Genomic DNA, 14,317 nt, shown 5'->3' with positions numbered 1-14,317 from the left:
AATGTCAAATTTATATGATGAAATGTTGGGTTTTGCAAAAGAGAATATTGCACCCTTTACTAAGGAAATTGATGATGAAGCTAAATTTCCAATGGATAGTTTTAAAGCTATAAAAGATAAAAAACTTACTGGTTTACTTGTACCAAAAGAGTTTGGTGGAATGGGTCTTGGATTTTATGAACACACACAAACGATATTAGCTTTTGCAAATTATTGTGCAACAACTGCTTTATGTTATATGATGCACAATGTTGCTACAAATTGTTTAGCAACTCATGGAAGTGATGAATTAAAAAAAGAAATCTTACCAAAAATTGCAAATGGTGAAATTATGTTAGCTTTGGCATATAGTGAAAGTGGGACAGGAACACATTTTTATATTCCAGAAATAAAAGTTACAAAAGAATCAAACTCATTAAAAATGAATGGAAGAAAAAGTTTTGTTACTTCTGCACAATATGCTGATTATTATTTAATTGATGCAAACTCTTTTGATAATGAAGGATTAGATAATTGGATAGTTTCAAAAGATTTAGTGGGTATTACTTTTGAACATAGTGCTTGGAATGGACTTGGAATGAGAGGAAATGCTTCTTGTCCTATGATATTAAAAGATGTAAGTATAGATGATAAATATAGAATTGGTGCTAGTGGTTCAGGATTAGAACAGATTATGAATACTGTTGGTCCATTTTTTATTATGGGATTAGCTGCTGTTTATAGTGGTGTTGCATTAAATGCAAGTAATACAATTATTGAATATTCAATTAATAGAAAATATAGTGATGAATCAGCACTTTGCAATATTCCAACAGTTCAAAACCATATAGCAGATATTTATACAAAAGCTACAAGTGCAAAATTCTTCACTCTTAGTGCTGCAAAAAGTGTAGTTGAAGCAGACCCTGCTGCTTTAGCAAATGTAATTGCAGCAAGATTAAATGCTTCACAACTTGCAGTTGATGTTTGTACAAAAGCTATGAAAATTGGTGGTGGAACAGCTTATGCAAAAAGATTAACAATTGAAAGACTTTTAAGAGACTCTTTAGCAGCACAAGTTATGGCTCCAAGTACAGATGTTCTTACAACTTGGCTTGGAAAAGCTTTAACAAATCAAGAGATAATTTAAGGAGAAAAAATGCAAAAACCAATAGTAGTAGGTTCAGTTGCTTATGACCCAAAAATCGTAACAATTTGGGATATTATCAGAGATTATTTTAATGACAATGGTGTAAGACTTGATTATATGCTTTTTTCAAATTATGAAGCACAAATTGAATATTTATTAAGTGGAAAAATTGATATTGCTTGGAATACAAATGTTGCGTGGGTTAGAGCCTATGAATTAAGTAATCGCAAAGCTCAAGCACTTTTGATGAGAGATACAGATATTGATTTTAAATCTGTATTTATTGCAAAAGCAAAAAGTGGTATCAAATCAATTCAAGATTTAAAAGGTAAAAAGTTTGGATTAGGAAGTGCTGATTCTGCACAAGCAGCTATTTTACCTTTAAAATATTTAGAAAATGAGTTAGGTGAAAATATAAAAGATGTTGAAATAATCAGATATAACTCAGATTTAGGTAAACATGGAGATACAGGAAGAAGTGAGTTTGATGTACTTGAAGATATAAAAAATGGTAAGCTTGATGCTGGTGCTATTGGGATTAGCACTTGGGTTAGAGTTTTAGAAGAAGGTCTATTTCCAGCAGGTGAAATAGAGTCTTTTTATACAAGTGAAGGTTATTGCCATTGTAACTTCACAGCTTTAAACTCTTTAGATGAAAATATCAAAAAAACTTTTGTTGATATGCTTTTAAGCCAAGATCCAAATGATCCAATCATCAAAAAAATGATGCTTCTTGAAGGTTTAAACAAATGGGTTGTAACTACAAATGAAGAACTAAAAGGTTATGAAGTTTTAACTCAAGCTATGAAAGAGCAAGATTTAATCAAAAATAACTGGTAGAAAATAGGTATCTTTAAAAAGATACTTATTTTCAAAAGAAAAACTCAACTAAAAAATATCCAACCACACTTAACCAAATAAACAGTATCAAAGATATATAAAAAGGTTTCATGCCTGTATTTCTAAACTTATCAAAACTCGTTTCCATTCCCAAAGCACTCATAGCCATAGTCAAAGCAAAAGTATCAATAAAATTTATAGTTTCTATTGTACTTTTATTTAAGAATTCAAAAGAGTTCAATGCTACAACAACAATAAAAAATATTGCAAACCAAGGAATAACTACTTTTGATTTCTCTTTTTTATTGTGAAAACCACTTTTTATTAAAAAAATAGATAATACAATCAAAAATGGAACTAAAAATATAACTCTTATCATCTTTTCTATAATTGCACTATTTGATACTACTTCACCCAAAGCATTACTTGCACCTACAACATGAGCTACTTCATGAAGTGTTGCACCTAAAAAAATACCTATTTCATTATTTGTAAAACCAAAAATCCCAAGTTTGTCCATAAATGGATATAAGAACATCCCAATTGTTCCAAAAATTACTACAAAAGATACAGCAATTGCACTTTTATATGCTTCATTTTTTAAAACGCTTTGTGTTGCTAATACTGCTGCTGCTCCACAAATAGAACTTCCTGCACTACATAAAATAGTTAGTTCCTTATCCATTTTTAAAACTTTTGTTCCAATAATATATCCAAATATAAAAGTAAAAAAAACTATACAAAGAGCTATAAAAACTCCACTAACCCCTACTTCTACAAGATTTTGAAAAGTAAGCCTAAATCCATATAAAATAATTCCTAATCTTAAAATATATTTTGTAGAAAAGTTTATTCCTCTTTGAAAAAAATTAAATCTTTCTTTCAAACTATTTGCATAAATTATTCCTAAAATTATTCCAATTATAAGTGGACTTACTCCTAATTCTTTAAAAAACTTCATTTCACCTAAAAACATAGCAATCAAAGTAAAAATAGATACAAATAGAACTCCATAAAAGGTATTAATGATATTTTTATTATTTGTTTTCATAATATTACTCCTTTGATTTTGTAAGTATAACTTCATTTATTTAATTTGTAAAATATATTATTTTCAATATAATAATAAATATTTTTAATAAGGTAAAATATATGACTTTAAAAGAATTAAATTTTTTTTATAAACTAAGTGAAAATCCACAAGTTACTCAAGTTGCAAGTGAATTAAATATAAGCCAATCAGCTATCTCACTTGCTATAAAATCACTTGAAAATAGTCTAAATGAACAGCTTTTTGATAGAATTGGGAAAAAACTAATATTAAATGAAAAAGGAAAATATTTTAAAGAAAAAACTTTTTCACACTATTTAGCACTTATTGACGCACAAAATATTTTTCAAGAAAATAAATTAGCAGGAAATGTAAGTATAGCATCAAGTAAAACTATATCGAACTACATAATGCCAAATATTTATTATGATTTTTTATCAAAATATAAAGATGTAAAACTTGATATATTAACTATAAATTCAAGTGAAATCATAGATAAAGTTTTAAAAGGTGAACTTGATATTGGGCTTATTGAAGTGGATACTCAAAATAGTAATTTAATAAAAGAGAAATTAGCAGATGATGAGTTAATAGTAGTAACAAGCGATGATAAACATCCTAAAATTGCTTTTATAGATAGTATTAAAAAAAGATGGATTTTAAGAGAAATTGGTAGTGGAACAAGAGAGATATTTATGAATAAAATTGGTAATATTTCAAAAGAACTTAATATCTTTATGCAACTACATGATTTTGAAGACATAAAATCTATTGTTTTAAGCAACAAAGAAACAGTTACAACTATATCAAAAGTTGTGGTAAAAAAAGAGTTAGAAGAAAAAAAGCTTTTTCAAATAAAACTAAAAAATTTAGAAATTCAAAGAGAATTTTATCTTATATATCATAAAGAAAAATCAAAAAATCTACTCTTTGAAACCTTTAAAGATTTTATAAAAAGTAGATTTTAGGAATTCTATCTTCCGTAATATGAAATTAAAGAAGCTTTAGAAATTGTATGAGAATTTAACATAAATCCTACAAGAGCAGGAGTTGCAGTTTTATCTAAACCTAAAGTTTCAACATCAAGTGCATGAACTGTAAAAATATATTTATGAGCTTTATCTCCAACAGGCGGACAAGCACCACCAAATCCACTTTTTCCATAATCAGTTACACTTTGAATAGCATCTTTTGAATCACTATTTCCAAATCCAGATAGAATTGAAGTTTTATCTTTTGGAATATTAAAAACAATCCAATGCCACCAACCTGAACCAGTTGGTGCATCTGGATCATAAACTGTAATCGCAAATGATTTTGTACCTTTTGGAGCATTTTCCCAAGATAATTGAGGAGATATATTTTCTCCTACACATCCAAAACCATTAAAAACTTCTTTAGATGTCAATTGTCCTTTTAAATCACTACTTTTTAAAGTAAAATTATCTGCAAATATAAAACTTGCACAACAAAATACTCCTAATAATATTTTTTTAATCATTTATTATCCTTTTTATTTTTATAATTATATACAAATATAAAATTCAATTCTATTAGAAAATAGTTAATTTTTATTGTTTTTTATCTGTTTTGGAGTAATATTGTATCTCTTTTTAAATGTTTGTATAAACCAAGATATATTTTCAAATCCACTTTTATAACAAACTTCAGTTACATTGTAATTGGTTGTTTCTAGTAAAAGTTTAGCTTTTTCAAACCTTTTCTCAATTTGCCATTTCTTTGGTGTTGTTCCAAAAATAGTTTTAAATTTTTTTCTAAATGCTAAATCTGTCATATTAAATTTTTTTGCAAATAGTAAAATATTTTCATTTATATTAAACTCTTTTTCTATTTTTATTTTAAAAAAATATTCATTATAAATTGAAGATAAAAATATTTTAAAGTACTCTTTAGAATCTGATTCTAGTATATTAAAAAAAACTTCTTCTAGTTTTAATTTAATTAAGTAATCTTTATTTGATGAATTTTCAACTAAATAAGATAAAACTGACGCTTGAAATATCTCAAAAATAGATGTTTTTTTAATCTTAAAATATTTATCATCGAATGAGAATATATTTTCAAAATTTAAATCATATTTTTGAATAAAATCCAAAAGAATAGTATCATCATACATAAAAAGTATTGACTCAAAATATTGATCTAATATTTCACTCATTACATAATATCCACTTTTTAGAAATATTACTTCATTAGGATTTACAACTATTTTTTGATCATTAAAATGTAAAATTTTTGTACCTTTTATAACAAAAATTAAAATATTTGTAGAAATAAAAACTTCTTTTTTTTGTTGTTCTTGATATTGTATATATTTACATATTGACAAATTTTTTAAATCATTATTCACTAATTTACACCCCCTTTGCTTTTATTTTTATTTATCAATTATTCTAACAAAATGTTATTAAAAACCTTTTTTATTTTCATTTTGATACAATTCCAAGCAAATATATTTGTACAGGAGTAAAAGATATGAGAAGTTTAGAAAACTTTTTGGCTAGAGTTTTAGGTGATGATATAGGTAAATTAATATTACGATTAACTCTTGGGATTTTAATGATTTTCCATGGACTTAATAAATTAAATGGCATTGATGGTATTAAATCTTTAATTGCAAGTAATGGTTTACCACAATTTTTGGCTTATGGAGTTTACTTAGGAGAAATTATTGTTCCTATTTTAATTATCATTGGTTTTTATACAAGAATAAGTAGTTTTATATATGCATCAACTATGGTATTTGCTATTTACTTAGCTCATTCATCACAAATTTTCGCATTAAATGAAAAAACTGGTGGATTAATTATCGAACTACAACTACTATTTATGTTTGGAGCTGTTGCTTTGATGTTCCTAGGTGCTGGAAAAATAAGTCTTGATAAAAGATAATTAAAAGTACCATTTTGGTACTTTTAATATTTATATCATTTTTTCTTGCCCTAATCTATAAATAGCAAAATCATATTTTATAGGATCATTTTTATCAAACTCTTTCAATTTTTCTGTTATCAAAAGTGCTGATTTTAAATCATAAGTTTTTCTTGACAATAAACCAAGTTTTAGTGATACATTGAAAGTATGAGTATCTAATGGTAATATTAAATCTTTTTTATCTATTTTTTGCCAAAGCCCTAAATCAAGGCTATCTTTTCTTACCATCCATCTTAAAAACATATTCCATCTTTTATATGGAGCATTTCCCATCTCTTTTATAAATCCATTTTTATCTCTTTTTAGTGAATTTCCAACTAAAAAATCAAAACCTTGTGAAGAGTAATTTGCTTTTTCTTTTATCTTTTGTATAACAAAATCTATCCCTTCTAAAACGCTATTTTCTTTTTTATATCCTTGATAAAATAACTCTTCTAAACTACTTTCTTGTTTTAATCTTCTAAAACTTTTAAAAGCCATTATTACATCTTGACTATTTTGAAATCTATAGTAGTGATTTTTTAGCCCTTTTTCTATTTTTTCTTCACTTTCATTTAAAAGTGAGAAATCCAAACTATCCAAGAATTTTACTATCAATTTAGCATTTCCATAAGCAAATAAAGCACATAATAGTATTGCTTCATCATCACTTTGTCTTTTTGCTATCAACAATGGATCTGGTTTTTCATAACTTAACTCAAAATCTGTATTTCTGCTATTTGATTCTATATCTAAAAGTTCTTTTAGCTCTATATCTTCTTGTGTCATTTTTATCCTAAAATCTATTTTTTGATATAATAGCCAAAATTTTATTAGGAATATTATGCAAAATATATTAATTACTGGTTGTTCAAGCGGAATTGGTCTTCAAACTGCAATAACACTAAAAGATAATGGTATAAAAGTTTATGCAAGTGCAAGAGATGAAAAAGATGTGAAAATGCTTGAAGATTTAGGTTTTAAAACTTTTAAAATTGATGTTAGAAATAAAAATGAGATAAGTTATGCTTTAAAAACAATTTTAGAAACTGATAAAAAAATAGATGCTGTATTTAACAATGCTGGTTATGGGCAACCAGGGGCCGTTGAAGATATAAGTGTTGAAGTTTTAAAAGAACAGTTTGATACAAACGTTTTTGGGCTTCATGAACTAACTATTCAAACAATGAAAATCTTTAGAAATCAAGGATATGGAAAACTCATACAACATAGTTCTGTTTTAGGAATAATAGCTTTAAAATTTAGAGGAGCATATAATGCTAGTAAATATGCCATTGAAGGGCTTTGTGATACGTTAAGGCTTGAAACTTCAAATAGTGATATTTTTATAAGTACAATCAATACTGGACCAGTTACTTCAAAATTTAGACAGAATTCTTTAAATAGTTTTATAAAGAATATTAAAATCGAAGGAAGTTTTTGGGAAAATACTTACAAAAATGAAGTAAAGTCTAGACTTGAAAGTACAGAAGACAAATCAACTTTCAACCTTCCAGCTACAAGTGTTGCAAACATTGTTCTAAAAATACTAAATAGTAAAAAACCCAAACCAAGATACTATGTAACAAAAGCTACTTACATATTGGGCTTTGCAAAAAGAGTTTTGAGCCAAAATTGGCTTGATAAAATACTTACTAAGATATAAAATATTACTTAAAGTAATATTTTCTCTTAAGCATAATATCTTTTGGTCGTACACCAAAAAACTTAATAAAAGCATTTGTAAAACTTGTTTGGTGTTTGTATCCTATAAAATGTGAAATTTCATAAATAGAATACTCGCTTTTTTCAAGTAATTCTTTAGCATAAATCATTTTTTGTTCTAATATCATTTGACCAGGACTTGTATTAAAAAGTTGTCTAAAACCATATTTGAGTTTAAACTCATTTATTGCAACTTTTCTAGCCAATGTTGTTAAATCATAAAACTCTTGATTTACCAAAATAATATCTCTTGCTTTATGTAAAGCATCTATATCTTCACTTGAAAGTTTTACTCTATCATAAAATAATAATTTATTTTTATCATCTAATAAAGAACTAAATTGATTATAAATCAATTCTAAAACCTTACTTTGTATATAAATATTATGTAAATCACTATAAAATGGAGAATGGAAAAGTTCATTTGCAAGTTTTATATTTATTTGATTATCTTGTTTATGAATAATTGTGGATTTTTGATGATTTTGTAGCTCTTCTAATAAAGATTTATTTGAAGAAAGATTTTTTTCTAAAAAACTATTTTTTATAGATATTGCTAATCCTTTTGAGAAACTATTTTTATCAACAATAGTAGTTGATTTATAATCATCTATATATTTTATATATGTTTCATTTTTATTAAGAGTTTCGATTTTATCAAGATTATTATCTATGTATGAAATTTTACCATCAAGTACAATATTTATAATTAAACTATCAATTTTAGAATGAGATGAAATTGATAATTCTTCATTAGCCTTAACTTCAGTTTTATAAATAAGAATATCATCATTTAAAATATTTTTTTCACACATCATTATCCCACTATTTTTAGGAAAAGTTATAGAATAATTTTTTATAAAACTAGTATCATAAAAACTATTTATATCATTTAACATAAAATTACTTGACATTTTTATCCTTTTATACTCAAACAAAATTCTAAATTACTAAAATATTCCTTGAAACAAATAGTGTTTATCATTATAATTCAAACTTATTTAAAATCGGGTGAAAGGAATAAAAATGGAAAGAAAGTTAATACTTGCATCACTATTTGTAAGTTCACTGTTATATGCAAATGAAACTACAAAATTAGATGAGATAACAGTTAGTGCAAATAAAATGGAGGAAAATATAAAAGATGTTCCTCAAAGTATATCTGTAATATCTGAAGAAGATATTGAACAAAAAGGAATTAAGACTATTCGAGATGTTGTAAAAGAAATTCCAAATATGTATAATCAAAACACAATAGGAAGTAACACATCTTTTAGGGGATTAAATACTTCTCAATTCACTCATAGCAATCCAGTTGTTATTTATGTTGATGGAGTACCATATTATGATAAATTTGATTATAATCCATCTTTAGCAGATGTAGAACAAATAGAAGTTTTAAGAGGACCTCAAGGAACACTTTATGGAAAAGATGCAATTGGTGCTGTTATAAATATAGTTACAAAAGTTCCTAAAAATGAGTGGAGTGGAAGTATAGGAGCAGAATATGGCAATGACAATACTTTTAATACAAAGCTAAATACAAGTGGAGCTATAATTGATAATAAATTATTTGCAGGAATAAATGGTTCATTTGATCATAGCGATGGATGGATAGAAAATCATTACCCAAATATGAATAAACATGCTAATAAATATAATGATAGAAAAGCAAGTGGATTTTTACTATACAAACCAACAGATAATTTATCAACAAAATTAACTATAACAAATAACTACGAAAAAAATTATGGCGTAAATGGTATGGTTGTAGATAACCCAAACACATCTCTTAATAGCCTAAAAAGAAAAGATGCAGAAAATGTGAGTTTTGAAATGCCAACTTCGGAAAAAACAAAACTAAATTCACAAGCTTTCAATCTATCTTATGAAACAGAAAAAGTAAAATTTAACTCAACTACAACTCATAAAAAAGTAAAAGTTGATGGAGATTATGATGTGGATAATATGTCTGGAAACTCTTTTGATGGATTAAAACAATGGAATGTTACAGATTTTGAAACAACAACTCAAGAATTTAAACTTTCAAGTAAGAATCAAAATATAAAATGGGTGACTGGACTATATTTAGATAAAGAAGATAGAGAGCAAGGACCATATGGCTATGAAAGTGATTATTATGGTTCTGTATATCAAGCAAACTATAAATCTTCTGCAAAAAGTAAAACTCAAGCAGTTTTTGGACAAGTTATAATCCCTATTATAGAAAAAGTTGATTTAACATTGGGAGGAAGATATCAAAGAATTAAAAAAGAAGTTGATGCTGATGTAAAAAGAATTTGGGGTGGCAATCCAATAGGAGAGCTTTCATATAAAGATGAAAAAACTTGGAATTATTTTTTACCAAAAGCTGCTCTTACATATAAAATAAATGATAATCTAACAACTTACGTATCAATCTCAAAAGGTTATTTACCTGGTGGACTAAACTATACACCTTCAAATGCTACAACAAATTTAAGTAAAGAAAACACTTTTGAACCTCAAAAATCTATAAACTATGAAATAGGAGCAAAATATATAGGAGATAATTTTGCTTTAAACAGTGCTATTTTTAGAATGGATATAAAAGATGTTCATGCTTATTATGTTGATAATATTGGTAATTTCTTTGTTGATAATGCTAAAAAAGGTCATTCACAAGGAATAGAGGTTGATGGAACTTATTTTTTAACTGATAATTGGAGTATTTTTGGAAGTTTAGGATTAATTCAAGCAAAATATGATGATTTTGATAATGGAAAAAGAAAATTTAATGGAGAAAGAATACAAGAAACTCCAAAGTATACTGCAAATTTAGGAGTTTCATATTTAACTAATAGTGGAATTTATGGAAGAATGGATTTATATGCACAAGGTTCAAATAATTTTTTCAACTCATCATACAATAGTGGAGAAGGGAAAATAATAAAAACAGATGGTGGAATTACTGCAAATGCAAAGATTGGTTATAAATTTAAATATTGGGATATTTATGGATATATTAAAAATATTACAAATGAAGATTATGTAACTTCATTTATGGAAAGAGATGGTAATGCTTGGATAGGCTTTAATGAACCACGAAAATTTGGAATTGGTGCAATTTATAAATTTTAAATTATATAAAATAGAGTGAATTTTTTCTACTCTATTTTAAAACTTCTTTTTTATTTGCAATATGTTGTAAATAATCACTTATTTGTATCAAGCAAAAAGTTATTATAAATATCATAAGTCCTGCAAAAAAGCTAACCCACCAAGCTATATCCATTACAGATTTTCCATCGCTTAATAAACTTCCCCAACTCATCTGTGGTGGATTTACTCCAAGTCCTAAAAATGACAATCCAGATTCAGCTAATATTGCTCCAGCAACTCCAAAAGAGAAAGAGATCAAAAAAATAGGAGCTAAAAGTGGTGCAAAATATTTTAAAACAATCTTTATATTACTAACATTTGCTAATTTTAAAGCTTTTATATATGGCTTATTTCCTATTGCAAAACTTTCACTTCTTATCATTCTTGACATTCCCATCCAACCAGTTATAGAAATAACAAATATTAAAATAACAGCATTTGCTTCAATATAAGATACTAAAGCCAAAAGAAGGAAAAATGTTGGAAAAGTTAAAAATAAATCAATTATTATTGTAATAGTTTTATCTATATTTCCTTTAAAATACCCTGCTGTAATACCAATAATAAGCCCTAAAAAAGAAGAAAAACTAGCAGCTAAAAATCCAATAATAAGTGAAGTTTGACCCCCAACTAAAATTCTTGCAAAAACATCTCGTCCTAATCTATCTGTTCCCATAATATGTTCAAATGAAGGTGATAAAAGTATTTTTTGAGGATTTAATTCATAAGCAGATACAGTATAAAAAAATGGCAATAAAAATATTGCCAAAATTGTAAATATAAGTAAATAAAGAGAAAATTTAAACATCAAACCGTATAGCTATAATAAGATATTGAACTTTTACCAAATTTTCTAGTTTTTTCCAAAGAAAATTTACCTAAAACTTCTGGTATCTCAATATTTGAAAGATGTTCAACTATTACTTTAAATATATTATCAACTTCTATATTTGCAATCATTCTAAATGATTTTTCATAAACATCTTCCATTCCATCCCTAAAATCAAAAGGTGGATCAACATATAAAATAACTTCATCTTTAGAGTTTTTCATAAAATCTAAAATAAGTGGTGTTTGTACAAAAGCATTCCCTTGGATAGTTTGACACTTTTCAATATCTACTGATTTACAATTTTTAATTAAAATAGAATAAGAGTTTTTATCAAGCTCTATAAAATAAGCCCTTTTTGCTCCACGACTAATTGCTTCAAGTCCAATAGAACCACTTCCAGCAAAAGATTCAATAAATATTTTATCAATTATATCAAACTGTAAAACATTAAAAACTGACTCTTTAAGCATGGCTTTTGAACTTCTAGTAACATCAAGCGATGGCAATTCTAAAACTTTACCTTTATATTTACCAGCTATTATTTTTGTTGTTGGTTTGTCATTTTTCATATTAGACCTTTCTATCTAGCATAACTTTCAGCTCTTATTTCTCTTATAACATTAACTTTTATTTCCCCAGGATATTGAACTTTTTCTTCTATATCTTTTGCTATTTCTGTAGCTAAAAGTATTGCTTCATCGTCATTTATAAGTTCTGCACTCACAATAACTCTTACTTCACGTCCTGCATTTATAGCATAGGCATTTGTAACTCCAACTTTACTTGTAGATATATTTTCAACTTCTTCAACTCTTTTTAGGAAGCTTTCTAAAACTTCTCTTCTTGCCCCTGGTCTAGCTGCACTTAAAGCATCTGAAGCACATACAGCAGCACTTTCTACATTTATAGGTTCTTCATGACCATGGTGAGCATAAATTGCATTTATAACAGTTTCACACTCCCCATATCTTTTACAAATCTCTGCACCTAAATCAACATGACTACCTGGTGCTTCATGTGTTAAAGCCTTTCCAATATCGTGCATAATTCCAGCCCGTCTTGCCAAAATAGCATCTCCACCCATTTGAGCAGCAATAAGCCCAGCTAAATGTGCAACTTCAAGTGTGTGTGCAAGTGCATTTTGACCATAACTAGCTCTATATCTTAATCTTCCAACAAGTTTAATAAGTTCTGGATGCATAGATTTTATTCCTAATTCCATAATAACATCTTCACCCTCTTTTTGGATGTTTTTATCGAATTCTGATTTTACTTTTTTATAAATCTCTTCAATTCTTGCTGGTTGTATTCTTCCATCCTCTAATAATTCTTGAATAGTCTTTGTAGCAATCGCTCTTCTATATAAATTAAAAGATGAAACAGTAATTGTATTTGGAGTATCATCAATTATAATATCAACTCCTAAAAGCATCTCTAATGCTTTTATATTTCTTCCCTCTTTTCCTATAATTTTTCCTTTTGTCTCTTCATCATTTAAAGGAATATTATTTATAAGCCTTTCAGCTGCAAACTCTCCTGCATATCTTGTAACAGCTTGAGATAAAAGATTATTAACTTCTTGTTTTGAATTTTGTTCAGCTAATTTATATTTTTTTCTAAAAATTGAAGCTATTTGAGCTCTTGAATCCTCTTTTACTTTTTCAAGCATAAGTTCTTTTGCTTCACTTTGAGTTAAACCACTTGCATTTTCAAGTATTTTTATAGCTTCTAAAGTTTTTTGCTCATAAGTTCTTTTTTGCTCTTCAATACCATCTTTTAGAATAGTGATTCTTCTATTATTATCTTCTATTTGCTCTTTTTCTTTTTTTATAAGCTTTAATTCATTCTCTAAATGTTCATTTAAATCTTTTTCTTTTTTTTCTATTTTAAAGAGCATTGTTTCATACTCTTTTCTAGCACTTTTAAACTCTCTATCACACTCAAATTTTGCTTTTAACTGAGCATCTTTTAAAGCAACTTCTGCTTCATGCTCTATCACTTTTGCTTTTGCTTTTGCTTGTTCGATAAACACTTCAAACTTTGCCTTGTTTATCTTCTTTGTAACAAAAACAGTAATTACTGAACTAAAAAATCCAGCAACTAAAGCTATTATTATATTTTCCATTTATTTCCTATCCCGTAATTATAAAATCTGCTTTAATATCGTAATTATCACTTAAAATCTCTTTACTTTTACAAAGTATTAATTGTGTAAAAACTATAACTGGTTTATATTTTAGCCTATAAAAAAATCTATCATACATTCCTTTTCCATATCCAATTCGTTTATTTAAAGCATCTATTCCAACAACTGGAACTATTGCAATATCAATTCTACTTGGGTTCAAAAATGAGTTATTTGGTTCATATATACCAAATTTCTTCTTTTTTAGTGGTAGTCTGTATTTTACTATTTTAAAACTATCACCTTTCATATATGGAACATAAATATTCTTTTTCATCTTTCTTAGACTATTAATCAATGGTTTTGTATCAACTTCAATATCTAAAGGTATATATAAAAGTATATTTTGGAACTCATTTTTTAAAATAAACTCTTTTAAATTCTTAACAACTATTTTATTTTTGTAATACTTTGAATAAAGTGCAGTAGATCTCAATCTTTTCATACACAATTTTCGAAAATCACTTTTGTGATTTGTGT

The 14,317-nt window shown here is 26.6% G+C and carries 15 protein-coding genes; 6 read left to right on the top strand and 9 right to left on the bottom strand.

From position 1 onward, the window contains the following. The first annotated feature begins 1 nt into the window (after nt 1). Entirely contained in the window at nt 2-1,129 is a 1,128-nt protein-coding gene (locus tag ACNSOS_RS00480; RefSeq protein ID WP_418185508.1) for an acyl-CoA dehydrogenase family protein, read from the top strand. Between the two features lie 9 nt (nt 1,130-1,138). Beyond that, complete coding sequence (locus ACNSOS_RS00475) at nt 1,139-1,969, top strand: phosphate/phosphite/phosphonate ABC transporter substrate-binding protein (protein ID WP_418185507.1); 831 nt, start codon at nt 1,139-1,141, stop codon at nt 1,967-1,969. Between the two features lie 31 nt (nt 1,970-2,000). Here ACNSOS_RS00475 and ACNSOS_RS00470 read toward each other — a convergent pair whose 3' ends face one another. After that, nucleotides 2,001-3,020 (bottom strand): YeiH family protein, encoded by a 1,020-nt coding sequence (locus ACNSOS_RS00470; RefSeq protein WP_418185506.1) that lies wholly within the window; start codon nt 3,018-3,020, stop codon nt 2,001-2,003. A 101-nt stretch (nt 3,021-3,121) separates the two neighbouring features. On the opposite strand from ACNSOS_RS00470, the gene ACNSOS_RS00465 reads away from it, so the two are divergent. After that, entirely contained in the window at nt 3,122-3,988 is an 867-nt protein-coding gene (locus ACNSOS_RS00465; RefSeq protein WP_418185505.1) for a LysR substrate-binding domain-containing protein, read from the top strand. Nucleotides 3,989-3,993: 5 nt separating this feature from the next. Here ACNSOS_RS00465 and ACNSOS_RS00460 read toward each other — a convergent pair whose 3' ends face one another. Both ACNSOS_RS00460 and ACNSOS_RS00455 read right to left on the bottom strand, forming a co-directional pair. Next, the gene (locus ACNSOS_RS00460; protein ID WP_418186319.1) at nt 3,994-4,518 is read right to left on the bottom strand and encodes a YbhB/YbcL family Raf kinase inhibitor-like protein; all 525 of its coding nucleotides are present in this window, start codon (nt 4,516-4,518) and stop codon (nt 3,994-3,996) included. Between the two features lie 66 nt (nt 4,519-4,584). Further along, a complete protein-coding gene (locus ACNSOS_RS00455; protein WP_418185504.1) occupies nt 4,585-5,391 on the bottom strand; it encodes a helix-turn-helix transcriptional regulator in 807 nt (268 codons plus the stop codon). A 125-nt stretch (nt 5,392-5,516) separates the two neighbouring features. On the opposite strand from ACNSOS_RS00455, the gene ACNSOS_RS00450 reads away from it, so the two are divergent. Then, nucleotides 5,517-5,933, top strand: a complete 417-nt coding sequence (locus ACNSOS_RS00450) for a DoxX family protein (protein WP_113892810.1) — start codon at nt 5,517-5,519, stop codon at nt 5,931-5,933. Between the two features lie 30 nt (nt 5,934-5,963). Here the strand turns inward: ACNSOS_RS00450 and ACNSOS_RS00445 are convergent, their stop codons facing one another. After that, on the bottom strand, nt 5,964-6,743 hold the full coding sequence (locus ACNSOS_RS00445) for a TIGR02757 family protein (RefSeq protein WP_418185503.1): 780 nt from the start codon (nt 6,741-6,743) through the stop codon (nt 5,964-5,966). A 55-nt stretch (nt 6,744-6,798) separates the two neighbouring features. Here ACNSOS_RS00445 and ACNSOS_RS00440 point away from each other — a divergent pair, with 55 nt between their 5' ends. Continuing rightward, entirely contained in the window at nt 6,799-7,620 is an 822-nt protein-coding gene (locus tag ACNSOS_RS00440; RefSeq protein ID WP_418185502.1) for an SDR family NAD(P)-dependent oxidoreductase, read from the top strand. Between the two features lie 4 nt (nt 7,621-7,624). On the opposite strand, the gene ACNSOS_RS00435 is transcribed toward ACNSOS_RS00440, so the two are convergent. After that, a complete protein-coding gene (locus tag ACNSOS_RS00435; RefSeq protein WP_418185501.1) occupies nt 7,625-8,593 on the bottom strand; it encodes a helix-turn-helix domain-containing protein in 969 nt (322 codons plus the stop codon). 112 nt (nt 8,594-8,705) lie between these two features. Here ACNSOS_RS00435 and ACNSOS_RS00430 point away from each other — a divergent pair, with 112 nt between their 5' ends. Then, nucleotides 8,706-10,799 carry a TonB-dependent receptor gene (locus tag ACNSOS_RS00430; protein ID WP_418185500.1) on the top strand — a complete coding sequence of 698 codons (2,094 nt, stop codon included), beginning with the start codon at nt 8,706-8,708 and terminating at the stop codon, nt 10,797-10,799. Between the two features lie 31 nt (nt 10,800-10,830). Here the strand turns inward: ACNSOS_RS00430 and ACNSOS_RS00425 are convergent, their stop codons facing one another. From ACNSOS_RS00425 to ACNSOS_RS00410, 4 genes are read right to left on the bottom strand one after another with little or no spacing between them, the layout of a single operon-like run. Further along, nucleotides 10,831-11,628: an ABC transporter permease gene (locus ACNSOS_RS00425; protein ID WP_113894927.1), complete on the bottom strand. Its 798-nt coding sequence runs from the start codon at nt 11,626-11,628 to the stop codon at nt 10,831-10,833. After that, the gene (gene rsmD, locus ACNSOS_RS00420) at nt 11,628-12,221 is read right to left on the bottom strand and encodes a 16S rRNA (guanine(966)-N(2))-methyltransferase RsmD (protein ID WP_113909114.1); all 594 of its coding nucleotides are present in this window, start codon (nt 12,219-12,221) and stop codon (nt 11,628-11,630) included. The genes ACNSOS_RS00425 and rsmD overlap by 1 nt, the downstream gene beginning before the upstream one ends. A gap of 11 nt (nt 12,222-12,232) precedes the next feature. Next, entirely contained in the window at nt 12,233-13,777 is a 1,545-nt protein-coding gene (rny, locus tag ACNSOS_RS00415; RefSeq protein ID WP_113894925.1) for a ribonuclease Y, read from the bottom strand. 7 nt (nt 13,778-13,784) lie between these two features. Then, a complete protein-coding gene (locus ACNSOS_RS00410; RefSeq protein WP_418185499.1) occupies nt 13,785-14,282 on the bottom strand; it encodes a 5-formyltetrahydrofolate cyclo-ligase in 498 nt (165 codons plus the stop codon). Nucleotides 14,283-14,317: the final 35 nt, after the last annotated feature.

This window comes from Aliarcobacter vitoriensis, assembly GCF_048320235.1.
Taxonomy (GTDB): domain Bacteria; phylum Campylobacterota; class Campylobacteria; order Campylobacterales; family Arcobacteraceae; genus Aliarcobacter; species Aliarcobacter vitoriensis.
Note: the sequence above shows the minus strand (reverse complement) of the source record. Positions and strands in the feature narration are given on the sequence as shown.

What these genes read in the sequence shown, in the direction of transcription:
- ACNSOS_RS00440 (WP_418185502.1), top strand. Translation starts at nt 6,799, where the DNA reads ATGCAAAATATATTAATTACTGGTTGTTCAAGCGGAATTGGTCTTCAA.
- ACNSOS_RS00450 (WP_113892810.1), top strand. Translation starts at nt 5,517, where the DNA reads ATGAGAAGTTTAGAAAACTTTTTGGCTAGAGTTTTAGGTGATGATATA.
- rsmD (WP_113909114.1), bottom strand. Translation starts at nt 12,221, where the DNA reads ATGAAAAATGACAAACCAACAACAAAAATAATAGCTGGTAAATATAAA.
- ACNSOS_RS00445 (WP_418185503.1), bottom strand. Translation starts at nt 6,743, where the DNA reads ATGACACAAGAAGATATAGAGCTAAAAGAACTTTTAGATATAGAATCA.
- ACNSOS_RS00425 (WP_113894927.1), bottom strand. Translation starts at nt 11,628, where the DNA reads ATGTTTAAATTTTCTCTTTATTTACTTATATTTACAATTTTGGCAATA.
- ACNSOS_RS00470 (WP_418185506.1), bottom strand. Translation starts at nt 3,020, where the DNA reads ATGAAAACAAATAATAAAAATATCATTAATACCTTTTATGGAGTTCTA.
- ACNSOS_RS00480 (WP_418185508.1), top strand. Translation starts at nt 2, where the DNA reads ATGTCAAATTTATATGATGAAATGTTGGGTTTTGCAAAAGAGAATATT.
- rny (WP_113894925.1), bottom strand. Translation starts at nt 13,777, where the DNA reads ATGGAAAATATAATAATAGCTTTAGTTGCTGGATTTTTTAGTTCAGTA.
- ACNSOS_RS00410 (WP_418185499.1), bottom strand. Translation starts at nt 14,282, where the DNA reads ATGAAAAGATTGAGATCTACTGCACTTTATTCAAAGTATTACAAAAAT.
- ACNSOS_RS00475 (WP_418185507.1), top strand. Translation starts at nt 1,139, where the DNA reads ATGCAAAAACCAATAGTAGTAGGTTCAGTTGCTTATGACCCAAAAATC.
- ACNSOS_RS00465 (WP_418185505.1), top strand. Translation starts at nt 3,122, where the DNA reads ATGACTTTAAAAGAATTAAATTTTTTTTATAAACTAAGTGAAAATCCA.
- ACNSOS_RS00435 (WP_418185501.1), bottom strand. Translation starts at nt 8,593, where the DNA reads ATGTCAAGTAATTTTATGTTAAATGATATAAATAGTTTTTATGATACT.
- ACNSOS_RS00430 (WP_418185500.1), top strand. Translation starts at nt 8,706, where the DNA reads ATGGAAAGAAAGTTAATACTTGCATCACTATTTGTAAGTTCACTGTTA.